The sequence below is a fragment of the Thalassotalea fusca genome (assembly GCF_053485835.1).
The window spans coordinates 25005-49378 of the sequence record NZ_JBQRUN010000021.1 but is presented as its reverse complement, the minus strand read 5'-3'; the positions used below and the strand labels follow the sequence as shown (position 1 = coordinate 49378).

Below are 24374 nucleotides of genomic sequence, written 5' to 3'. Positions count from 1 at the left end.
AACTTTGCCTACACCGCTGCCGCACCAGCAACAATTTCACTCAACTCTTGAGTAATGCTTGCTTGACGCGCTTTGTTGTATACTAATTGTAAGCTGTCGATTAGGTCGCCCGCGTTATCTGTAGCGGCTTTCATTGCAACCATACGAGCAGCTTGCTCACATGCGAGGTTTTCAACCACGCCTTGGTATACCTGAGATTCTGTATAACGAACCAATAGCTGATCTAACAACGATTGTGCATCTGGCTCGTATAAGTAATCCCAACGATGTTGAATTGCGTCATCATCTGACTTAGGCAAAGGTAAAAGTTGATCGATTGTCGGCTGCTGCGTCATAGTATTTACAAACTTGTTGTAAACGACGTACAGCTTGTCTATTTCACCACTGTCATAGGCATTCAGCATAACCTTAACACTACCGATAAGGTCAGTTACTGAAGGGCTATCACCCAAACCTGATACTTGTGCAGTTACTTTAGCGCCCATGTTGTTAAAGAATGCTGTTGCTTTAGAACCAACAACAGCAAATTCAACTTCAACGCCTTCATTCTGATGCTTAGCCGCATCAGCAAGAACTTGCTTAAATAAGTTAATATTTAAGCCACCACACAGACCACGGTCTGTTGAGACGACAATATAGCCTACACGCTTAACCTCGCGCTCATCCAAATAAGGATGGCGATATTCAAGGTTACCTAGCGCGATGTGACCGATCACATTTCGCATATTTTCAGCGTATGGACGAGAGGCAGCCATAGCATCTTGCGCTTTACGCATTTTACTGGCTGCAACCATTTCCATCGCGCTGGTGATTTTCTGTGTATTTTGTACACTTCCAATCTTCGATTTTATCTCTTTAGCGCCGGACATGACTATTCTCTCCGAAAAGGTTAACTAATTACCAAGTTTGCGTAGCTTTGAAAGACTCAATTGCTTTCGCTAAACCTGATTCGATATCTTTATCGTAGTTACCGCTTTCGTTGATAGTAGCCATCAATTCAGCGTGCTCATTGTTTACATAGCTATGTAACGCTGCTTCGAAGTCAACAATTTTGTTGATTTCGATGTCAGTTAAATAACCTTTTTCAGCTGCGAACAACGATACCGCTGTTTCAGCAATAGACAATGGGCTGTATTGTTTTTGCTTCATCAATTCAGTAACACGTTGACCATGCTCAAGCTGTGCACGTGTTGCTTCATCTAAGTCAGATGCGAATTGAGCGAAAGCCGCTAGCTCGGCATATTGTGCCAATGCTAAACGAATACCACCACCAAGCTTCTTGATGATCTTAGTTTGAGCTGCACCACCAACACGAGATACCGAGATACCTGCGTTAACCGCTGGACGGATACCTGAGTTAAATAAGTTTGACTCAAGGAAGATCTGACCATCAGTAATTGAAATTACGTTGGTAGGTACGAATGCAGAAACGTCACCCGCTTGTGTTTCAATGATAGGTAGAGCAGTTAAAGAACCTGTTTTGCCTTTAACTTCACCGTTAGTGAAACGTTCAACATACTCTTCGCTTACACGAGCAGCACGCTCTAGTAAACGTGAATGCAAGTAGAAAACGTCACCTGGGTATGCTTCACGTCCTGGTGGACGACGTAATAGCAATGAAATTTGACGGTAAGCAACAGCTTGCTTAGACAAATCATCATATACGATTAGTGCATCTTCACCGCGATCACGGAAGTATTCACCCATAGTACAACCAGAGTAAGCAGATAAGTATTGAAGAGCAGCAGCTTCAGAAGCAGATGCAACAACAACAATTGTGTTAGAAAGAGCGCCGTGCTCTTCTAAGCTACGTACTAGGTTAGCAACAGTTGATGCTTTTTGACCGATAGCTACGTATACACACTTAATGCCTGTGTTTTTCTGGTTGATAATTGCATCTAGTGCAATTGCAGATTTACCGATTTGACGGTCACCGATGATAAGTTCACGTTGACCACGACCGATTGGAATCATAGAGTCAATTGACTTGATACCAGTTTGTACTGGCTGGTCAACTGATTTACGGTCGATTACACCTGGTGCTACCACTTCTACTGGAGCAAAACCGTCATTTTCAATCGGGCCTTTACCATCAATAGGCTCACCTAGTGTATTTACAACACGACCTAAAAGGCCACGTCCTACTGGTACTTCCAAAATACGGCCAGTACCTTTAACTTTTACGCCTTCAGCTAGGTCCGCATATGGACCCATAACTACCGCACCTACCGAATCACGGTCAAGGTTTAACGCGATTGCGTAACGGTTACCAGGAAGTTCAATCATCTCGCCTTGCATTACGTCTGCAAGACCGTGGATGCGAATAATACCATCAGTTACTGATACGATAGTACCTTCGTTACGAGCTTCGCTGACAACGTCGAACTGTTCAATTCGTTTTTTGATCAGTTCGGCGATTTCAGTGGAATTCAGTTGCATGCTCTGTTCCCCAATTAAGATTGTAGTGCGGATGCTAAACGATTCAATTTACCACGAACTGAACCATCAATTACTGTATCGCCTGATTTGATTACAAGGCCTGACACAACATTTTCATCTACATTACAATTGAGCTTTACTTTACGAGCCAGACGCTTTTCAAGCGCGGCGCTTAATGTATTTACTTGATCTGCTGTTAATTCAACAGCAGAGGTTACATCCACAGTAGCTTCTTTTTCATATTCAGCTTTTAATTCACTAAATTGTTCAGCCACTTGTGGTAGCACCAATAAGCGATCGTTTTCTGCCATCACCTTTACAAGGTTCTGAGCATTACCATCTAATTGCTCATCACAAACTTTTAAGAACAAGTCTTGTGCTTGCTCTACCGATGCACCGCCTGAAAGGTAGCCCATCATAGTTTCGTTTTGTGCAACTTCTGCAGCAAAAACCAGCATAGTTAACCAGTTCTCTACAGAATTTGTTTCGACGGCATAATCGAACGCTGCTTTAGCGTAGGGACGAGCGACGGTTGTCAATTCAGACATAGCTCTATTCCCCTCTTAAAGTTCAGCTACAAGTTTATCTAAGATGTCGCTATGAGCAGCGGCATCAATTGAACGCTCGAGAATTTTCTCAGCACCAGTTACAGCAAGAACAGCTACTTGTTTGCGTAGTTCTTCTTTTGCACGGTTACGTTCAGTCTCTATTTCGGCATGACCAGCAGAGATGATTTTCTCTTTCTCCGCTTGTGCTTTATCCGCAGCTTCTTCAATCATTTGAGCTTCACGCTTCTTAGCTGCTTCGATAATTTCTGCAGCCTGCGCTTTAGCTTCTTTCAATTGTGCTGTTGCTTTTTCTTGAGCAAGCTCAAGATCTTTAGCAGCACGATCTGAAGCGGCTAAGCCGTCAGCAATGGTCTTCTGGCGAGTTTCGATAGCACCGATAATTGGTGGCCATACGAACTTCATACAGAAAACTACGAATACGACAAATGCGATCATTTCAGTTATAAAAGTGAAATTTACGTCCATTTGTGTACCTCCTATTAATTAAACGGTTAAAAAAGACTTTTCAGTTAATTAGCCAATTTTAACGAATAGGATATATAGACCCATTGCAACACCGATGATTGCGATCGCATCGATTAGACCAGCAACGATGAACATTTTTACTTGTAACTGTGGTGCTAGTTCTGGCTGACGAGCAGCAGATTCTAAGAACTTACCACCTAATAAACCGAAACCAATCGCTGTACCAAGTGCACCTAAGCCGATTAGTAACGCAGCAGCTACATATAGTAAACCTAAGTTTTCCATTTTTATCTCCGATATTTAAAAGTAAAATTAAAAATTAAAAATTAAATTTTTTGTTGGGGCATCCTGCCCACAGTCTCTTGGCTAGAAATAAAGCCATCTCCATTTAATCACCAAGAGACTAGTGATCTTCGTGCGCTAAGCTCAAGTAAACTATCGTTAGCGTCATAAAAATAAATGCTTGCAATGGGATAACTAGTAAGTGGAATGCTGCCCACATAAAGTGCGGCCCGAATATCTGCCAAACACCCATAGTTGCAATAAGAATAAATATTAATTCACCCGCATATAAGTTACCGAATAGACGAAGTGCTAATGATAACGGACGTGCTAGAAGCGTAACAATTTCAAGCACAAAGTTAAGCGGATAAAGAGTCCAGTGACCAAAAGGTTGCGTGCTAAGCTCTTTAATAAAGCCGCCAATACCTTTAACTTTCACTGAGTAATAAAGAATCAACCAGAAAACACCAAGTGCTAGTGCTAATGTCATATTGATATCTGTTGTTGGAACAGACTTAATGTAATCAATACCCACTAAGCCAGCAACGGTAGGAATTAAATCAACTGGTACCCAGTCCATAGCATTCATCAACAACACCCAAACAAAGATGGTCAATGAAAGCGGAGCTATTACGGGGTTTTTTCCGTGAAATGTACTTTTTACGCTGTCTTCTACGAATTCAACGATCATTTCTACCGCACACTGAAGTTTGCCCGGAACACCGGTATCAGCCTTCTTCGCAACGGAACGGAAGATAAGTAAGAAAACCAAACCTAAGAATACAGACCACCCTAATGTATCAACGTGTAATGTCCAGAAGCCAGCGTCAGCACAACTTTTGTTGAATGCAACGCTACCGTCTACCATACACATTTTAGCATTAGTCAAATGGTGTCCAATATACTCTTGGCTGGTAATTTCAGCACCTGAAGCCATATTTTAGTCCTAATGATTAAAGTTAAAATTTTTAAAAAATATTGGTGTCAGTAGTGGAACTACCACTACTAAACTTAAAGCGCCAAAAAAAGGTAACGGAACAATCACTAAAAATTTCAAGGCTAGTGCAACGAAAAACGCCGTTAATCCTAATTTTAATTTCACGCCACTATAGAAAGACTCTACAACTTTCCTGGACGCTTGTGCTCCCGCATATTTGAACGCTTTATATGCAAAAACACAGTTAGGTATAGTTGCTGCTAATCCACCCCAAAAAGCAGACATTCCAGCTTGGTAACCTAACGTAAAATAAGTAATAAAAGTACAAGCTAATACGATAAAAACCATCAATATGATTTGTAAAAATGCTAGTTTTCGACCAGTTTTCGCTAAATTGTTTCTTTTCACACTTAAATCTACTAACTAAACCACGAAAACCTTCGTAAAATTTGTACATTTTTAAAGCATAAATTGGAACTTTAAAAATCCGACGCAAGTATACTGAATTACGCCATTATTGCAACAAAAGAGGGCATATGATGCCCTCTAAATGTGCGATTATTTTATTAAAACGATGATATTTGAAAAAATGATGACAACGGCGGCTAAAAAGAACCAAATCGTCCGATTATTCCGTCTAATTCTTCTAGATTAGTATAAGAAATGACGAGTTTACCTTTGCCTTTCTTGTTGTGATCAATTGAAACTTGAGACCCTAGCTTTTCGCTAAGGCTTAATTCTAGTGCTTTGGTATCTGGATCTTTCTCTTTAACTTGTTTTGGTTTTTCAGGTGACTGTAGCTTCTTAATTAGCGCTTCGGTTTCACGAACGGTGAGTTCTTTTGCAACAACAGTTCGCGCTGTATTGGTTTGCAGGTCATTCTCAAGCGCGAGTAAAGCACGCGCATGGCCCATTTCTAGGTCACCGTGTTCTAGTAACGTTTTAACTTCATCGTTCAAGTTATTCAAACGTAACAAATTTGTTACAGTCGTACGCGACTTTCCTACCGCATCGGCCACTTCTTGATGCGTAAGTTCGAATTCTGTCAGTAAGCGCTCTAGTGCTATGGCTTCTTCCATTGCATTTAAATCTTCACGCTGAATATTTTCAATAAGCGCCATCGCCACTGCGGCTTCGTCAGGCACTTCTTTGACTAAACAAGGAATAATATCAATATTCGCTAGCTGCGCAGCGCGCCAACGGCGTTCACCAGCAATGATTTCATAGTGATCTTGGGAAATTGTTCTCACCACAATTGGTTGAATTATGCCTTGCGCTCGAATTGAATTAGCAAGCTCTTCCAAGGCGTCAGCTGACATATCTTTTCTCGGCTGATACTTGCCTGGCTGTAATTGCTCAATCGGTAGCTGCTTTAATTCATTGTCAATTGAAACTTCAACGACTCGTTCGCTTGAATCTACTTCGGATTCCTGCGATTTACGTGGGGAATTAGTTAAAAGTGCGTCTAAGCCGCGACCCAGACCTCTACGTTTAGAAGGGCTCATATTTATCCTTGCAACGACGGGGTTGCACCCGACTTGTGTTGTAACTCTTGTTCAGTGCGACGAAGTACTTCCCCAGCAAGTGCAAGGTAAGCCTTAGCGCCTGTCGATGACTTATCGTAATACATTGCTGGAGCTCCAAAACTGGGGGCTTCAGCTAATCTAACGTTTCTAGGAATAACGGTCCGATACACTTTATCACCGAAATGGCGCTTAAGTTGTTCTGAAACATCGTTCGCTAATCTATTACGAGGATCATACATAGTACGGAGTATACCTTCAATATGAAGACTTCCGTTTACTACAGCCGTTAGTTGAGAAATGGTGTCCATTAAGGCTGTTAATCCCTCCAACGCATAATACTCACATTGCATTGGTACCAAGACAGAATCTGCGGCCGTCATAGCATTGACTGTTAGCATGTTAAGCGATGGTGGACAATCAATAATGATAAAATCATAAGAAGACTTAACTGGCGCTAGTGCATTTTTTAAGCGTTGCTCACGAGCAAAAAATTCCATCAACTTGATTTCTGCGGCGGTAACGTCAGTATTGGCAGCGATAAGATCATACACACCGGATGTGTTCTTACAAACCACTTCATCGAAAGGTTTTTCGTCAACTAATAATTCATAACACGTGGCTGCGACTTCATATTTGTCGATACCACTCCCCATGGTTGCATTACCTTGAGGGTCAAGATCGATCAATAAGACTTTTCGCTTGGTAGCAGCTAGTGAGGCAGCCAAGTTGACTGCAGTGGTAGTTTTGCCAACACCACCTTTTTGGTTCGCAACCGCGATGATTTTTCCCACAAAAACCTCTGTCGTCGTATTATTCTTGTTAGACTTTTTTCAATTCAACTAAGTGACGTTCACCAACTAGAGATGGTACATGCACTTCGTGACTTGTAACTAATTCTATACCATCTGGCAACTGCTGTAATTCACTTTCCGGATATTGTCCTTTTAGTGCATAGAATCTGCCTGTTTGTGGCGCGATTAAATGATGACACCAAGAAACCATATCATCAAGTGATGCAAATGCACGACTTAATACTCCATCAAAAGGTTGCTCGGGCTGAAATTCTTCCACACGAGAGAGCATAGGTGTGACATTTGTAAGTTTTAATTGAAATACTACTTGGCGTAAAAACGTAATACGCTTGCCAAGACTATCCAATAATACAAAATTTCGTTCAGGATACAATATGGCTAATGGGATACCTGGTAATCCAGGTCCAGTACCAACGTCAATAAACGAATGACCACTTAGAAATTTACCAACCGATAAACTATCTAAAATATGCTTAACCAGCATTTCCATCGGATCTCTTACCGAGGTTAGGTTATAAGCTTTATTCCATTTGTTGAGTAATTCAACATAGGTTGTGAGTTGTGTTTTTTGAGCATCTGTTAGCACGATATCTGTCTGTGTTAAAAGATGCTCTAGCTCAATGGCTAAGGACATGATGTTGTTCTCTACAGCTATGCAGTTTTGCGTAGTAAACCATGTTTTTTCAAATACACAAGCAATAATGATATTGCAGCAGGTGTTATGCCTGAAATTCTTGACGCTTTTCCTATCGTTTCAGGCTTTGCTTCTGTTAATTTTGCGACCACTTCATTCGATAACCCAGAAATTTGGCTGTAATCGAAGTCGGCTGGAATTAATGTATCTTCATGACGCTTTTTCTTTGCTATATCATCAAGTTGACGATCAATATAACCTGCATACTTGATTTGAATTTCAACTTGCTCAGCTGCTTGCATATCATTCAAATTAGAACCTAAACCTTTGATAGCCACCAGGTCTTTGTAATTAACTTCAGGACGGCGCACTAGATCTTCTAAACTGTTTTCACGACTGATTGGCGTTTTAAGCAATTGATTGACTTGTTCAACTTCTGGGTGATCTTTATGGATCCAAGTTGTTTTCAAGCGTTGTTTCTCTTGCGTTATGTTGTCCATTTTCTCGTTGAAACGACGCCAACGCTTCTCATCAACTAAACCAAGTTTATGACCTAGTTCTGTTAAACGGATATCAGCGTTATCTTCACGCAATAACAAACGATACTCAGCACGAGATGTGAACATGCGATAAGGTTCTTTTGTTCCTAAAGTTGCAAGATCATCGATTAATACGCCCATGTATGCCTGATCACGACCAAGGATCAATTCATCTTTTCCTTGCACACGAGCAGCAGCGTTCGCAGCAGCAATTAGTCCTTGTGCACCAGCTTCTTCATAACCCGTTGTACCATTGATTTGACCAGCAAAGTAAAGATTGTTAATAAACTTGCTTTCTAGCGTCTGCTTAAGATCGCGGGGATCAAAGAAATCATATTCAATAGCATAACCAGGGCGAGTAATATGCGCGTTTTCGAACCCTTTAATTGAACGTACTAAATCCATTTGGACATCAAAAGGTAGGCTGGTCGAGATACCATTAGGGTAGATTTCATGTGTCGTTAAACCTTCAGGTTCAACAAAAATTTGATGTGTTTCTTTGTCAGCAAATCGCGTAATTTTATCTTCAATCGATGGACAATAACGCGGACCTACACCTTCAATCACGCCAGTGTACATAGGCGAACGATCTAGCCCGTTGCGAATAATATCATGCGTTTTACTGTTAGTATGAGTGATATAACAAGAGATCTGCTGAGGATGATCGTTTTCAGATCCCATGAATGAAAATACAGGTCGAGGTGTATCACCTGGTTGTTCTTCCATTACTGAAAAATCAAGGGTTCTAGCGTCTAATCGAGGTGGTGTTCCAGTTTTTAAGCGATCCATTCTAAATGGGAGATCACGTAACCTAGCGGCTAAGTTAACACTGGCAGGATCACCAGCACGACCACCTTGATAGTTGTTTAAGCCAATATGAATCTGTCCCGCAAGGAAGGTTCCTACCGTTAAAACAACTGCTTGCCCTTTGAATTTAAGACCCATCTGGGTAGAAACACCAACCACACGATCATTTTCCAGAATTAGATCATCGCACGGTTGTTGAAAGATCGTTAAATTCGGTTGGTTTTCCAGAGCAGAACGTACGAAAGCCTTGTATAACGCGCGATCTGCTTGAGCTCTTGTAGCCCTTACTGCAGGTCCTTTGCTGGCATTCAACGTGCGAAATTGGATTGCTGCGTGATCAGTTGCCGTAGCCATGATCCCACCTAAAGCATCAATTTCTTTAACTAAATGTCCTTTACCAATACCGCCAATTGCAGGATTACAAGACATTTGTCCTAAAGTATCAATGTTATGAGTCAATAATAATGTTTTGCAACCCATACGTGCAGAGGCTAATGCTGCTTCTGTACCGGCATGACCACCGCCTACGACGATCACTTCAAATGACTCTTGATACCACATGGAATAACGACCTATCTAAATTAAAGATTCTTAAAAAAGGGCACGTATTTTACCTTTTTTTTGACTTGAATGGAAAGATCAATTTGACGAAAAGATCTCAAGAGGATCATTAATAAATAATATAGATCTATTTAAAGATCTTATTATTATTTCTTATTAGATCCGCTCGATCTTGTGTATAACTCTGTTTAGCCTTTATATATCATAGCTTTTCGATTGATCCTTTCCTGTGATCAAACTTTGATCTACTGTGATATATCCTTTGATCAAAACGCTGTTTTATCCACAATCAAAATTAGCTTAGATCTTATTTACGGAATAATAATAGTTAATCCACTAACTTATACCGACTTTATGCACAGAGGGTGAAAAAAATAGTTTGTTTTGTGGATAAACTATTAACTCTTTGGGTGTAATTGATCTTTCTTGGACAGGATCCACTCTTGTGCAACAGCTTCTGGATCTATATCTTGTTGCATATCGATTGTGAATAAGGGAGAGATTTCAGTGCAACCCTTTGAAATTAATGTGTTTCTAATGTTCTTTGCTGCAAGGCAGAACGTATCATAGTTACTATCACCTGTGCCGATCACAAAGAAGTTAAGTGGGGATAGATCACGATCATCTTTTTCTAAGGCGATCAAAAAAGGCTGAATATTGTCAGGGTAATCGCCTGCACCATGTGTTGATGTACAGATGAGCCATATTTGATCTTTTAATGGAATTTCATTAAACGTTGGCGTTAAATGAGTCGTTACTTGATGGCCAAGTTCAGTTAAGGTTTCTTCACATGCTTCTGCAACATATTCTGTGCCGCCTAACATGCTGCCAACAATGATTTGGATATTAGCCATTTGCTTATTTACCTATACAGAAAGATGAAAAAATTTGTCCAAGAAGATCGTCATTGGTAAATTCACCAGTGATCGTATTTAATGCTTCCTGACAAAGCCTCAGTTCTTCAGCAAGTATTTCACCGGCCACGTATGCCTCTAATTGTTCTAAGCCTATTAGTAAGTGATTGTGAGCGGTTTCGAGTGCGCTTAAATGCCTTCTACGGGCCATGAAACTGCCTTCACTGGCTCCTTGGTATCCCATGATGGTTTTTAAATGATCTTTGAGTAGATCAACACCTTCATTGTTTCTCGCTGACAAAGCGACAGTGGTTAATTCATTATCAACTGTTATACCAATCGGGATACCACTGAGATCTGCTTTGTTTTGGATTAAAGTCAGGCCTATATTGTCGGGAAGCTTTGCCATAAAGTCGGGCATTAATGTATTAATATTAACGTTCAGATCTTTTTCTGTATCTATCATTAGTAATACACGATCGGCTTTTGCTATTTCTTGCCACGCGCGTTCAATACCTATTTGCTCGACTTTATCGGCACTTTCTCTGATCCCTGCGGTATCAATAATATGTAACGGCATACCATCAAGGTGAATTTGTTCTGATAATACATCGCGCGTGGTGCCTTCAATATCTGTTACTATTGCAGTTTCTTTGCCGCTAAGCGCATTAAGTAAGCTTGATTTACCCGCATTAGGCTTGCCGGCAATAACTACACGCATGCCTTCACGCATTAAGCTGCCTTGTTGAGCTTGGGCGCGTACACTCGCTATCGCATCTATAAGCGCTTTAAGGTCGGTAACCACTTTTTCATCGGCAAGAAAATCGATTTCTTCTTCAGGGAAGTCAATCGCAGCTTCAACATACATTCGTAAATGAATGGTATCGTCGACAAGTTGATGGACAAGTTTAGAAAAATCGCCTTGTAACGAATGTAGTGCGCATCTTGCAGCCTGCTCGGAGCTTGAGTTAATAAGATCAGCTATCGCTTCGGCTTGGGTTAAATCGAGCTTATCATTTAAGAAGGCTTGTTCACTAAATTCACCGGGATTGGCCATTCGAATACCGTCGAGAGCAATAATCTCTTTTAGCAACATATCGAGAATAACAGGTCCACCATGTCCTTGTAATTCAAGTACATCTTCACCAGTAAATGAGTTTGGGCCTTTAAAATAAAGTGCAATGCCTTGATCGATGGCTTGACCTTGCGCATCCTTAAAAGGCAAGTATTCTGCTTTTCTTAATTCCGGAACTTTACCTAATACCGCTTCGGCGACTTCTGCGACCTTTGGTCCAGAAACTCTGATGATCCCTACACCGCCACGACCGGGTGGGGTTGCTTGTGCCGCGATAGTTTCTTTAGTGGCTATTACTGTAGTGCTGTTGGGCATGGACTATCCATTTTATTTGTTAATAACGCAATGGCGATATTATAAACGGATAGGTTTTGGGATGGTATGAAAAAGGCCAGTTTTAAACTGGCCTTTTGGTTTTTGTATTGCTTATTTAGCTTTTTGTTTTTCTAAATTACTGAAAATTATCTTCATCTGAATGATTGAAATCACGTTACTGATGAACCAGTAAAGTACGAGACCCGCAGGGAACCAGAAAAAGAAGATAGTAAACATAACTGGCATGTACTGCATTATCTTCTGCTGCATTGGATCTTGAATCGTCATTGGCTGCATTTTTTGCATTACGAACATACTAACACCCATCAAAATAGGTAAGATGTAGTATGGATCTTTTGATGATAAATCTTGTAGCCAAAGGCCAAATGACGCATGGCGTAATTCAACACTCTCTAGGAATACCCAATATAATGCTAAGAAAATAGGCATTTGAATCAGTAATGGTAAACAACCGCCAGCAGGATTAACTTTTTCCTTGCGGTATAACTCCATCATGCCTTGTGACATCTTTTGACGATCATCACCGTAACGTTCTTTTAATGCGGTAAGCTTAGGTTGTAACTCACGCATTTTGGCCATAGAGGTATATTGCGCCTTAGTTAACGGGTACATTACGCCTTTCACGATAATAGTAATAATGATAATCGCTAAGCCCCAGTTCACTACAAGTGCTTGAATTTGCAATAACAGCCAATGTAGTGGGGCGCTGATCATAAACAAAAATCCAAAATCAACGGTCAAATCTAAACCATCTGCAATTTCAGCAAGAGAATCTTGAATTTTCGGACCAACATAAAATTGTGCTGATGTTGTACCTTGCGAATTGGCGTCGATAGTTAATGTGGGTGCTTTAAAACCAATAACTGCGTCTTGGCTACCTGTAAAGCTGGTATAAAGGTTGTTTACGTCACTTGCATTAGGGATCCAAGCTGATACAAAGTAATGTTGTAGCATAGCAACCCAACCACCTTGTGTGGTTTTATTCAGGTTTGCGTCAGCAATATCTTCAAAATCGTATTTTTCATAGCGCTCTTCTGTTGTTGAATAAGCTGCACCACGATATGTTGGGATCAAAGCACTTGATTTATCGACTAATGAAGATTGTTTTAGTTGTGCGTATAGTTGAACGCTAATTGGCTCAGCGCTGTTGTTGTTAATGATGTAGTCGACATCTACCTTGTACGATGAACGATAGAAAGTGAATCGCTTAGTAAATTCTAATGAATTATCTGTAGTATAGGCTAAATCAACAACAACTTTATCTGCGTCTTCTAGTGCATAATTAGCACGGGTGGCCTGGTAGTTAGGACGCCCCTTAACAAGGCGATCTATACCATTAGCGCCAGTTAAACCACTTTGTGCGATATACTTAAATTGTCCGTTTTGCATGATAGTGAACGGAATGCCACTGCCTTGTTGTGTTTCGTAATCAAGTAGCGTTACTTCAACGATATCACCACCGCGTGTATTAAGTTTAACGTCTAATACATCAGTTTTTACATTAACTATTCTAGCTGAAGCAGTCGTTGCGGCCGTAGGAACTTTAGCTGTGGTTTGGCTAGGAGCGGGCACAAAGTCGTCACCAGAAGCGCTCGGTACTGAGTCATTGCTCGAGGTGTTTTGTTGAGTTACTTGTGGCGCAGGAGCGTGATCAATTTGCCATTGCTGGTATAACAAAAAAGTTACAACCATAAGCGCAATAAACAGAATACTACGTTGCGATTCCATAAAGTCTATTTCTCTTTTTTTAGTGGTGGCACGGGATCTTCACCTCCCGAATTAAGTGGGTGGCATTTTAGTATACGTTTGCTCGCTAACCAACCACCTTTTACAATTCCAAAGCGATTAATTGCTTCAATTGCGTAATTTGAGCAGGTTGGTGTGAATCGGCAATTGTTCCCAAGCAGAGGACTAATAAAGCATTGGTAACCTTTTATAGGTGAAATTGCTATTATGCGAAGCGTTTGATTATTTTTTGCCATATTTTATCAATCTGTAGGCAAATGTCTTGATTTTCAAGTTGGTCAATACCTGATTTTACCATTACGACCATATCGATATCTGGTAACTGGTGTTGATTAAGTCGAAATCGTTCTCTGACTAAACGTTTTATGCGATTACGTTGTACAGCAAGCTTGACGCGTTTTTTAGCGATTGCCAAACCTAATCGATTATTTTGGTTAGTATTGGGAGTTACTAAAATAGTGAAGTGTTTAGAACCAAAACGGACAGGTTTATTGAAAACGTTTTGGAATTGACTGGGAGTCAGTATACGTGACTCCCTAGTAAATTTGTTTGTAACCATTAAGGCTACCTTCTCTTAACTAAGTAGAATATAGTTGAGAGATTAAGCGCTAAGTCTTGCACGACCTTTAGCACGACGACGTGCGATTACTGCACGACCGTTTTTAGTTGCCATACGTGCACGGAATCCGTGGTTACGTTTACGCTTTAATACACTAGGTTGAAATGTTCTTTTCATTACGCTTATCCGTCGGTTGTTGTTGCCCTGGCAAACCGCCGTTTTTGAGCACACAAGGTCTAAAAATGAGGGCGAATTTTATATGGAGTTAAAGCCAATGTCAACGCCTAAAATTACATCAATTATAGAGGGATCGCGCAAGGATCCTTCTATTGATCGTAATAATGATCTTTGAATATCCACAGTTTGATAACATCTGAGACCATTTGCAGTTAAATATAGCAAGCTTTGTGCTAATGTTTTATATCGTTTTTTGAGTGATATAGTCTTTTAGAAACTTCTAATTATAAGTAAACAGACCTTATTTTTACTGGTCTTGGCGAATTATCTGCTAAAAAATGATGAATAATGAAAAGTCAATATTGAAGTTGTGGATAACTACGTAGATAATAGGGCGCAGTTTATAAGAATAAATAGAACGAGCGTCCTTCACTTCTCAACGTATCTGACCTCGTTTTCGTATTTAGGAGCGCTTGGTTGGATCACGCACTTTGGCAGAAATGCCTGTCAGTTCTACAAGAAGAGTTACCGGCACAACAATTTAGCATGTGGATACGTCCACTACAGTGTGTCGTTGACGATAACATCATGACACTGTACGCCCCCAATCGTTTTGTATTGGATTGGGTACGAGACAAATACGTTAGCCGCATTAACGAATTAGTATCAATGGATGAAAGTGGTAACCCGCCGCTTTTACGTTTTGATGTCGGGAGTATTCCAAATACGCCTTCTATCGCGAGTACTGTAACAAGTATGCCAACAGCCTCAACGATTACCAAAACGTCGGGTTCTTCTGAAGTTGAAGCTAATTTACCTAAGACAACTAACGTAAGAGTAAAGTACACGTTTGATAATTTTGTTGAAGGTAAATCAAATCAACTAGCACGAGCGGCAGCTTCACAAGTAGCTGACAACCCAGGTAGTGCCTATAACCCTTTATTCATATACGGTGGTACAGGTTTAGGTAAAACTCACTTATTGCACGCGGTTGGTAACGGTATTTTGCTTAATAAGCCTGATGCCAAAATAGCTTATATGCATTCGGAGCGCTTTGTACAAGATATGGTAAGAGCGTTGCAAAACAACGCGATTGAAAAGTTTAAGCAATATTACCGCTCTGTTGATGCATTGCTGATAGATGATATTCAGTTTTTCGCCAACAAAGAACGTACACAAGAAGAGTTCTTCCATACCTTTAATGCGTTATTAGAAGGCAACCAACAAATAATCCTTACCAGTGATCGTTATCCAAAAGAGATAGACGGTGTTGAAGATCGTTTAAAATCTCGTTTTGGCTGGGGATTGACCATCGCTATTGAGCCGCCAGAATTAGAAACACGTGTCGCAATATTAAAAACTAAAGCACAAGAAAGCCAAATTAACCTCGCCGATGAAGTTGCGTTCTTCATTGCTAAACGTTTACGTTCAAATGTGAGAGAGCTAGAAGGTGCATTGAATCGTGTTATTGCTAATGCTAACTTTACGGGCCGAGCAATAACAATCGATTTTGTTAAAGAAGCGTTGCGTGATTTGCTCGCGTTACAAGATAAACTCGTGACTATTGATAATATTCAACGTACTGTAGCTGAATATTATAAGATTAAAGTCGCTGACTTATTGTCGAAAAGACGTAATCGCTCCGTTGCTCGTCCTAGACAAATAGCAATGGCGTTATCTAAAGAATTAACTAATCATAGTTTACCTGAAATAGGTGATGCTTTTGGTGGTCGTGATCATACAACGGTTCTGCATGCTTGTCGTAAAGTGAAAGATTTGCGTGAAGAATCACACGATATAAAAGAAGATTATTCAAATTTAACTAGAACGCTTTCTTCCTAATACAATGGATATAACAATAAATAGGGTATCAGATGAAGTTTTCATTAAATAGAGAATTACTATTAAAGCCGTTGCTTTTAGTGTCTGGCGCAGTTGAACGTAAGAGTACATTACCTATTTTGGGTAATATTTTGCTCGATGTAAATGAGCAGTCACTTACTTTAACCGCAACGGATTTAGAGCTCGAAATGGTTGCCTACGCTCAAGTAGAGAATGAAGGCGTTAGTGGTAAATTAACTATTCCTGCTCGTAAGCTACTCGATATATGTAAGAGCTTGCCTGAGAATGCCATGATCACATTCGAGGCTTCAGATAACACTGTCATCGTTCGTTCTGGTAGAAGTCGTTATTCATTGTCAACGTTACCCGCTACAGATTTCCCAAATATTGAAGAATGGAAAGGTGATGTAGAATTCAAACTTAATAAATCTGATTTCCTACGATTAATAGAAAGTACGCATTTTTCTATGGCAAATCAAGATGTTAGGTACTATTTGAACGGTATGTCTATTGAAACAGAAGGGCATGAAATTCGTTCTGTTGCCACCGATGGACATCGCTTGGCAATTTGTAAGATTTCAAATGAAGCTTTGCAATTACCTAATCGTCAGGTCATTGTGCCGAGAAAGGGCATCTTGGAAATTATTCGTTTGTTAGATCCTGTCGAAGAAGAAGTACACATTTATTTAGGGTCAAATCATATTCGTATTATTGACGAAGAGTTTTCATTTACCAGTAAGTTGGTCGATGGCCGTTTCCCAGACTATCGTCGAGTGCTACCGCGTAATGGTGATAAGTTTTTACACACGAATAAAGAAGAATTGCGTACGGTCTTATCCCGAGCTTCAATCTTATCGAATGAAAAGTTCAAAGGCGTCAGGTTAAATTTCGCTGAAACAGAATTAAAGATTACGGCGAATAACCCTGAACAAGAACAAGCTGAAGAAGTGTTAGAAATAAACTTTCCTTATGAAAGTGTTGAGATCGGTTTTAACGTGAACTATGTGCTAGACGTATTAAATGCTATCAAAGAATCTGACGTTAAGTTTACCTTAGCCGATGCCAATAGTAGTGTCATGATAGAAGGTGAAGAGTCTGGCGAAGCTTTATACGTTGTTATGCCTATGCGACTGTAATGAGTATTGCCGAACTTTCATTTCATCAGTTTCGAAATTTACAATCGGATACGATTAAATTTCACCAAGCGTTAAATTTTGTTACTGGATTAAATGGAAGCGGTAAGAGTAGCTTGTTGGAGTCGATGTTTTTCATCGGTCATGGCAAGTCATTCAGAACAAGTTCTCCAGAGCGTGTAATACAAAAAGATTGCGAAAGTTTTGTGGTAAGTGTTCTAACGTTTGAACAAGTTAGGCTTGGTGTAAAAAAGTCTATAGCGGCTCAGCATTCGCAGTTGAAGATTAATGGTCAGAAGTGTCAACGTATGTCTGACTTTGCGCAACATTTAGCGCTTCAGATTATTACGCCAGAAAGTTTTCGTTTATTTTCTGGTGGCGCAAAAGAAAGGAGACGTTTTGTCGATTTAGGAGTGTTTCACGTGAAACATTCGTTTTCACAGACATGGCGTCAATTTTCAAAAGTTTTGAAGCAACGTAATGCTTGCTTGAAAATGAGGGCTGGAAGTAATCAGCTGCACCAGTGGGACGTTCAATTTGTTGAGTTGTCTACGGAGCTAGATCGATTAAGAGAAGACTATATTGCTAAGCTCACTGAGCAACTAGAAAAATGGACCGCGCTTTTATTACCTGAAAAATCTTTGGAATTGGCTGTTAGTTACCAAAGAGGTTGGTCTAGTAAAAAAGCGCTGACAGAGGTTTTGGAGGAGAATCAATTCCGTGAATTTGAGAAAGGATTTTCATTGTACGGAGCACACAAATTTGATATTCGTTTCAAGTTAAACGGATTAGATGTTGAGTCTGCATTGTCACGAGGTCAACAAAAGTTGTTTTTACTGGCTTTAACTTTTTCGCAAACAGCATTAATAGAACAAGTTAAACGAGTAAAGCCAATTTTACTTATAGATGACATTGGCGCAGAACTAGATGACAAATCTAGAGCTGCATTTACAAGTGCTATCAAAGAATTAGATTGTCAGATTATCATTACTGCAATCGAAAAAACGGCGTTACAACCGATTATTCCAGATAACGATAATTACAAAATGTTCCACGTGGAACATGGAAAAATTACAGAAGTGAACTTATAGGCTAAATGCTATGACAGTTGAAAATGAATATGACTCATCCAGTATCAAAGTTCTAAAAGGACTTGATGCGGTACGAAAAAGACCTGGTATGTACATCGGTGATACAGATGATGGTACCGGTTTGCACCATATGGTTTTTGAGGTACTCGATAACTCCATTGACGAAGCCTTAGCAGGCCACTGTAGCGATATTGTCGTTACCATTCACTTAGATGGTTCTGTCTCTGTTAAAGATGACGGGCGTGGTATTCCTACCGAAATTCACCCTGAAGAGGGAGTTTCTGCTGCTGAAGTTATTATGACAGTACTCCATGCTGGTGGTAAATTTGGTGGCGAAGATTCTGGCTACAAAGTCTCTGGTGGTTTACACGGCGTAGGTATTTCAGTAGTAAATGCGCTGAGTGACAAACTTCAGTTAACTATTCGTCGTGCTGGAAAACTCCACGAACAATTTTATCATTTAGGTGTACCGGAAGCTCCTCTAGCAGTAATAGGTGATAGTGATCATAACGGTACTGAAGTACGCTTCTGGCCAAGTCCTGAAATATTCTCTGATGTCGAATTCCACTACGACATCCTCGTAAAGCGTATTCGTGAATTATCATTCTTGAACTCCGGTGTCTCTATTCGTCTTATAGATGAAAGAGAAGAAGGTAGAGACGAGCACTTCTTCTATGAAGGTGGTATTCAAGCATTCGTTAATTATCTAAATACCAACAAGACACCAGTTAACGAAGAAGTTTTCTATTTCGATCTTGAAAGAGAAGATGGCATTGTTGTTGAAGTTGCGATGCAGTGGAACGACGGTTTCCAAGAAAATATTTATTGCTTCACAAATAACATCCCACAACGTGATGGTGGTACTCACTTGAGTGGCTTCCGAACAGCGTTAACGCGTACGTTAAATTCTTATATGGTTAAAGAAGGGTTAAACAAGAAAGCTAAAGGCGGTGGCGAAACAAGTGCCTCAGGAGACGATGCTCGTGAAGGATTAACTGCCGTTATTTCAGTTAAAGTACCTGATCCTAAATTCTCATCTCAAACAAAAGACAAGTTGGTTTCTTCGGAAGTTAAAACTGCTGTAGAACAAGCGATGGGTGAGAAGTTAAGTGATTACTTACTTGAACACCCTTCAACGGCTAAGACCATTATCATGAAGATATTGGATGCTGCAAGAGCACGTGAAGCTGCACGTAAAGCGCGTGAAATGACTCGTCGTAAAGGCGCGTTAGACATCGCTGGCTTACCGGGCAAGCTTGCCGACTGTCAGGAAAAAGACCCTGCATTATCTGAACTATACATAGTGGAGGGTGATTCTGCGGGTGGCTCAGCTAAACAAGGTCGTAATCGTAAGAATCAAGCAATCCTGCCATTGAAAGGTAAAATTCTAAACGTTGAAAAAGCACGTTTTGATAAAATGATTTCTTCTCAAGAAGTAGGAACCCTTATCACCGCCTTAGGTTGTGGTATTGGTAGAGATGAATATGATCCTGAAAAACTTCGCTATCATAGCATCATTATCATGACCGATGCTGACGTCGATGGTTCTCACATTCGTACACTACTTTTGACATTCTTCTATCGTCAAATGCCTGAGATCATGGAACGTGGATACGTATATATTGCACAACCACCGTTATATAAAGTTAAAAAGGGTAAACAAGAACGCTACATTAAGGATGACGAAGCCTTAACGGAATACTTAACAACACTTGCACTTGAAAACGCTGAAATTCATGTAAATGAATCAGCTCCAGCTATTTCTGGTGTTGCACTAGAGCAGTTAGTTAATCAATATCGTTCTACTATGAATACCATTCAACGTGTAACACGCATCATTCCTGCAGACATTTTAGAGAAAATGGTATACGGGAAAGTGATCACTAAAGATGAATTCAAAGATAAAGCGAAGGTAGATGCTTGGTGTGCAGACATTTTAGAGCAACTACAAAACCAAGATGGCAACGGCTCTATTTATTCAGCTGAAGTGAATGAAGATAAAGAACGTCATAACTTCTATGTGACCTTTAACGTTCGTCAACACGGCATTGATAAACAATACGTTTGTGGCTACGATTTCATTAACTCAAAAGAGTTTGAGCGTATCATGGCATTGAACGAAGCGATTAACGGCCTAATGGAAGAAGGGGCTTATGTTAAGCGTGGTGAGAAAACGAAAGCCATTACTTCTTTTGAACAGGCGTTAAATTGGTTAATGGCTGAATCAAAACGAGGTCAATACATACAACGCTATAAGGGTCTAGGAGAGATGAACCCTGACCAACTTTGGGAAACTACCATGGATCCTGAAACCCGTCGTATGCTACAGGTGACGATTGAAGACGCTATTGCTGCAGATCAGTTGTTTAATACCTTAATGGGTGACCATGTTGAACCAAGACGTAACTTTATTGAAACCAACGCATTAAAAGTTGCTAACCTAGACGTGTAGTTCATCCAGTTCACGTCGTAATATTTATTAGAAAGCCGCTCCTAGAGCGGCTTTTTTATTGCTTTAATTTTAGTTAGTTCCTTTGTTGTCTAACTCATTGTTTTAATTGTAATTGTTGTAGTGTTGGGGAGCCGCGCAAAGAGGTCGCTGAATAAAGTGTATTAATGGAGTATGTAGTGTTTACTTTTTGTACTTTTAATACTAGTTTAGATATCGAAAAGGAATCTTAACCACCAAGGAAGTGTCCATAAGAATATTTCACACCTGTGTCTTAATGTAGACATCTAAGCCTCATCTACTTACTACTGCTAGGTGAAAATCTCTTAGTATCGTTACAACTAAGAGAATTGATGAAGCGATTTTTCTTCATCGCATGCCAATGTAAATTTAATGTGCTAATGCACAGATTCACACAATTACTAATTAGGAAGATAAGTATGAAAAAAATTATTTCGTTGTCAGATGCAGTCCCTTCAGAAATCGCACTCTTGAAAGCCATAAATTTGGAGCCTGAGTATCTAGATAAATCAGTTTCAGAATTGCTTGCTATCGTTGACAAGCATTTTGATGTGCACAAGGACAATGTGATAAATAGGGTGCTTGATAAACTAGGCGTCACAGAAGAGGACTTAGCCGATGCTAAAGCATTTTGGTCGTCCTTACATGAGCCGATCTCTGCATATCAAGATAAGACATGGGACATCGATTGGAACACTGCCAAAACTATTGGTGCAGACGATTTGATTAGCTTTAATGTTACAGCGACAGCCGCGACTAGTTTATTTGTTGATAACGCGACAGAGGCGCTAGAGAAACATCATATTTCAATCGACGCGTCAGATATTATTGTCAATCATGAAGTGAAATTAGGCGGAGGTGCTGGTGCCTCTGGCACAACTAATTTTGGTTTTGTAAATGTTAGCGCAGGAGGACAATATTCAGGTGAAATCCAAGTCGATGCTTTTTCTCAGTATCCACAGAACGAAAAGGTTTTAGATGTTTTTGCTGACTACTTCTTTGCTCCGGTAAAGATTTGGGATGTGCAAGATATCGAAGAAAAACTTCAGTCGGGTGACGCAGCCAGCGTTAAAGGCTTGCGTAAACTTACTATTGAAACAGAGGGGACTTTTCAATTAAACGGAGGCCTAAAACTAGGTAAAGCGTGGGCATTAACAGGTGAAGGCAATAATAAAGATTTAAGCGCTGACATTAGTGCTAATCTTGGCATAAGCAAAGCATATCAACACACAGGTAAAGTTTACCTTAGCTTTGAGAAGGTACAATCACAACAAACCGGCCAGCCCGTTATATGTGCAACTGTTGAACTGGGTAAATCAACATTAGATAAAAGTGCAGTTAACTTAGACATTGATGCCGAAATAAAAGGCTTGGATAAAGTGGCTGAGCGCTATGTAAATCAATTATTCAATGAGAGCGATGAATTAGTTGAATTTATGCAAGAATGGAGTAAACCTGCCAGTAAAATCATCGGGACAGGTACTTCTCGATTGAGTGATGACAAATGGTATACACCACTTGCAAAACTAGTATTGGGCACCGAATCTGTTGACGCGGTAACTAAGGAGCTCATAGATGACGAGCTAACAGAAATTTTAGACAAACATGCGTTATCAACTAACATTAATTCTGAAAAGCTTGCGCGCAGTACGGTAGAAAAGCTATTGGATGTTTTCTCGATTGATAGTGATTCAAGTTTAGCGGTCAAAGCAAGAACCGCGTTGACTGAGCGAATCAATGATTGGAAAGCCGAACTCGACACCAAAATCAGAGACAAGCTTGACGGACTTTCTATTGATGCAAGGAGCAATCTCTTAAAGCCATTAGCATTATTAGGCGAAAACGTTACCGATTTAGCAAATCAAGCCGATGATAAAGTATATCAAGCCGTTAAAAATGGGATTGACCAGTATCAGGCGTTCAAAGAAAAGTTGACCAAAGAACTTACGCTATCAGCTAATATTAAGTTAGGACTGGGCGTCGAGGTATCTAAATCTCGACAAACAAGTGAAGCACAGAAGATTACTATTGAGTTTAATCATTCAGATAATCCAACAGTTAGAACTTTATTTAAAAAGCTTGTGATTGGCGACACACGTAATGCGGCTAAGCTTGCTCATACTTTGGCGAAACAGAATTTAATCCATGTAACTAATGACCTCGCAGCATTCGGACAAAAACATAATTCACAGATTTCATTCTCACTTGATTTAGCAGGTATCAATTTAAGCGCTGTTAAGAATGTTAATTCTGAGCTCAACATCAAAGTTACGAATACCGGCGACGTCTATATTGAAAGTGAGGTAAGTGCTGTTCACGTGGTGAAAAGTTTTAATGAATCACGAAAAGCTTCCGTCCAGCTTTGTTATGGATTAGCCCAACAAGCACTTTACAAAGATGAAGTTGGTAGCTTACGGGTTAGTTATATAAATTCCGACAAGAAAGCTTTTAGACAAAGTGAAATGACAGATATGCTCAATAGCCTAAAGCTATCGGATAATCCATATTTTCGTGAACAGGGCATTACCGTTCCAAATCTGATCAATTCAAGTGACATTCAATCGCACATAGCTTGGTACAATCAAGAAATTTCAGATACACGTGTAACATCGAGTAGTTTTGAAATTACTGTGCCAACAGACAAAGAACTCTATGATACTTTACTCACAGTTAATGAAGACTATGCATACCGGGTAACTGCCCAATTCTGGTTCGGCTTAATGGTAAGAAGAAATGATAAAGAAACTGTTAACGTTATTATGGAAGCTTATGCAGACCAAGTGGATGTACAACCGTATCTAGCCGATGTATTGCGGGCGATGGATGGTAATCATCAACTTGATTCGAGCAGAATAAGAAGTGTCGCAGAAAAGCATAGAAGGCTGGGTAGAAGTATACAAAGCTTGATAAACGGTAGATGGGATAAGTACTTTGGCATGATAGAGAACGCACATCTAGCCGCCGATAGCATGCGAAGTATTATTAATGCGATACACCAAATCGATCAGGTCATTGATGACGTTGAAAATATGTCAGGTGATGCCAAATCAAAAGCTGAGCAACTGTCACAGCAATTAGCGCCAATTAATAAAGCCATTGAACAGAATCTTACCCGTTGGATTAAAGTACAAGGAACGTTAAAAGGCATCTTTACCCAAGACGTGAATAAAAATTTACTTTGTTTTTACCTCATTCTTGCCAAACTAACAGGGAAGCATGAAGGGTTTGTTCGTTCGCTGATCGCGGTTTCTGGCAAGCAAGATTTGAGAAAAATTCGCGTAGTGGTGTAACTATTTTAGTTAGTAACATAAATGGCATGACAAAAGCTTATGTACGCGGTAATCGTACATAAGCTTTCCTTTCGTCTATCTTCTTGGTTTAGTATTGTTCATTAGATTTGAAATGCCCTTAAAACACGCCAGCAGTGACATTAGCGCGTTTGGATAGGGAACCCACGCCAAAGCCATAATACAAGCAATGAATTTAGAAAAATTGTTACTTTGGCTATCAGAATAACTCG

The 24374-nt window shown here is 40.0% G+C and carries 22 protein-coding genes; 5 read left to right on the top strand and 17 right to left on the bottom strand.

Annotated features, from left to right (window positions below; translation table 11 throughout):
• Positions 1-8 precede the first annotated feature (8 nt).
• From atpG to rpmH, 17 genes are all read right to left on the bottom strand, one after another.
• Positions 9-869: a F0F1 ATP synthase subunit gamma gene (atpG, locus tag ACSLUK_RS17900; protein ID WP_448550163.1), complete on the bottom strand. Its 861-nt coding sequence runs from the start codon at positions 867-869 to the stop codon at positions 9-11.
• A gap of 28 nt (positions 870-897) precedes the next feature.
• Positions 898-2439, bottom strand: a complete 1542-nt coding sequence (gene atpA / locus ACSLUK_RS17895; protein WP_448550162.1) for a F0F1 ATP synthase subunit alpha — start codon at positions 2437-2439, stop codon at positions 898-900.
• 14 nt (positions 2440-2453) lie between these two features.
• A complete protein-coding gene (atpH, locus tag ACSLUK_RS17890) occupies positions 2454-2987 on the bottom strand; it encodes a F0F1 ATP synthase subunit delta (RefSeq protein ID WP_448550161.1) in 534 nt (177 codons plus the stop codon).
• Between the two features lie 15 nt (positions 2988-3002).
• Entirely contained in the window at positions 3003-3473 is a 471-nt protein-coding gene (gene atpF, locus ACSLUK_RS17885; RefSeq protein WP_448550160.1) for a F0F1 ATP synthase subunit B, read from the bottom strand.
• Between the two features lie 48 nt (positions 3474-3521).
• A complete protein-coding gene (atpE, locus tag ACSLUK_RS17880) occupies positions 3522-3758 on the bottom strand; it encodes a F0F1 ATP synthase subunit C (protein ID WP_074496250.1) in 237 nt (78 codons plus the stop codon).
• Positions 3759-3876: 118 nt separating this feature from the next.
• Positions 3877-4692: a F0F1 ATP synthase subunit A gene (atpB, locus tag ACSLUK_RS17875; RefSeq protein WP_448550159.1), complete on the bottom strand. Its 816-nt coding sequence runs from the start codon at positions 4690-4692 to the stop codon at positions 3877-3879.
• Between the two features lie 9 nt (positions 4693-4701).
• Positions 4702-5100: an ATP synthase subunit I gene (locus ACSLUK_RS17870; RefSeq protein ID WP_448550158.1), complete on the bottom strand. Its 399-nt coding sequence runs from the start codon at positions 5098-5100 to the stop codon at positions 4702-4704.
• A gap of 197 nt (positions 5101-5297) precedes the next feature.
• The gene (locus ACSLUK_RS17865) at positions 5298-6197 is read right to left on the bottom strand and encodes a ParB/RepB/Spo0J family partition protein (RefSeq protein ID WP_448550157.1); all 900 of its coding nucleotides are present in this window, start codon (positions 6195-6197) and stop codon (positions 5298-5300) included.
• A 2-nt stretch (positions 6198-6199) separates the two neighbouring features.
• Complete coding sequence (locus ACSLUK_RS17860; RefSeq protein ID WP_448550156.1) at positions 6200-7009, bottom strand: ParA family protein; 810 nt, start codon at positions 7007-7009, stop codon at positions 6200-6202.
• A gap of 28 nt (positions 7010-7037) precedes the next feature.
• Positions 7038-7664, bottom strand: coding sequence for a 16S rRNA (guanine(527)-N(7))-methyltransferase RsmG (gene rsmG, locus ACSLUK_RS17855; protein ID WP_448550155.1), 627 nt, complete (start codon positions 7662-7664; stop codon positions 7038-7040).
• Positions 7665-7681: 17 nt separating this feature from the next.
• A complete protein-coding gene (gene mnmG / locus ACSLUK_RS17850; protein WP_448550154.1) occupies positions 7682-9571 on the bottom strand; it encodes a tRNA uridine-5-carboxymethylaminomethyl(34) synthesis enzyme MnmG in 1890 nt (629 codons plus the stop codon).
• 398 nt (positions 9572-9969) lie between these two features.
• Positions 9970-10425 carry an FMN-binding protein MioC gene (gene mioC, locus ACSLUK_RS17845; protein ID WP_448550153.1) on the bottom strand — a complete coding sequence of 152 codons (456 nt, stop codon included), beginning with the start codon at positions 10423-10425 and terminating at the stop codon, positions 9970-9972.
• Between the two features lie 4 nt (positions 10426-10429).
• Complete coding sequence (gene mnmE, locus ACSLUK_RS17840) at positions 10430-11815, bottom strand: tRNA uridine-5-carboxymethylaminomethyl(34) synthesis GTPase MnmE (protein ID WP_448550152.1); 1386 nt, start codon at positions 11813-11815, stop codon at positions 10430-10432.
• Between the two features lie 111 nt (positions 11816-11926).
• Positions 11927-13564 carry a membrane protein insertase YidC gene (gene yidC, locus ACSLUK_RS17835; RefSeq protein ID WP_448550151.1) on the bottom strand — a complete coding sequence of 546 codons (1638 nt, stop codon included), beginning with the start codon at positions 13562-13564 and terminating at the stop codon, positions 11927-11929.
• Positions 13565-13569: 5 nt separating this feature from the next.
• Positions 13570-13818 carry a membrane protein insertion efficiency factor YidD gene (yidD, locus tag ACSLUK_RS17830; RefSeq protein WP_448550150.1) on the bottom strand — a complete coding sequence of 83 codons (249 nt, stop codon included), beginning with the start codon at positions 13816-13818 and terminating at the stop codon, positions 13570-13572.
• On the bottom strand, positions 13788-14141 hold the full coding sequence (gene rnpA, locus ACSLUK_RS17825) for a ribonuclease P protein component (protein WP_448550149.1): 354 nt from the start codon (positions 14139-14141) through the stop codon (positions 13788-13790). Before rnpA ends, yidD begins: the two co-directional genes overlap by 31 nt.
• A gap of 42 nt (positions 14142-14183) precedes the next feature.
• Positions 14184-14318, bottom strand: a complete 135-nt coding sequence (gene rpmH / locus ACSLUK_RS17820; RefSeq protein ID WP_011045771.1) for a 50S ribosomal protein L34 — start codon at positions 14316-14318, stop codon at positions 14184-14186.
• Positions 14319-14795: 477 nt separating this feature from the next.
• Between rpmH and dnaA the strand changes: the two genes are divergently transcribed.
• From dnaA to ACSLUK_RS17795, 5 genes are all read left to right on the top strand, one after another.
• Positions 14796-16160 (top strand): chromosomal replication initiator protein DnaA, encoded by a 1365-nt coding sequence (dnaA, locus tag ACSLUK_RS17815; protein WP_448550148.1) that lies wholly within the window; start codon positions 14796-14798, stop codon positions 16158-16160.
• Between the two features lie 32 nt (positions 16161-16192).
• Positions 16193-17296 carry a DNA polymerase III subunit beta gene (dnaN, locus tag ACSLUK_RS17810; protein WP_448550147.1) on the top strand — a complete coding sequence of 368 codons (1104 nt, stop codon included), beginning with the start codon at positions 16193-16195 and terminating at the stop codon, positions 17294-17296.
• The gene (gene recF / locus ACSLUK_RS17805) at positions 17296-18384 is read left to right on the top strand and encodes a DNA replication/repair protein RecF (RefSeq protein ID WP_448550146.1); all 1089 of its coding nucleotides are present in this window, start codon (positions 17296-17298) and stop codon (positions 18382-18384) included. The genes dnaN and recF overlap by 1 nt, the downstream gene beginning before the upstream one ends.
• 10 nt (positions 18385-18394) lie before the next feature.
• Positions 18395-20836, top strand: a complete 2442-nt coding sequence (gyrB, locus tag ACSLUK_RS17800) for a DNA topoisomerase (ATP-hydrolyzing) subunit B (protein ID WP_448550145.1) — start codon at positions 18395-18397, stop codon at positions 20834-20836.
• A gap of 437 nt (positions 20837-21273) precedes the next feature.
• On the top strand, positions 21274-24144 hold the full coding sequence (locus ACSLUK_RS17795; protein ID WP_448550144.1) for a hypothetical protein: 2871 nt from the start codon (positions 21274-21276) through the stop codon (positions 24142-24144).
• Positions 24145-24374: the final 230 nt, after the last annotated feature.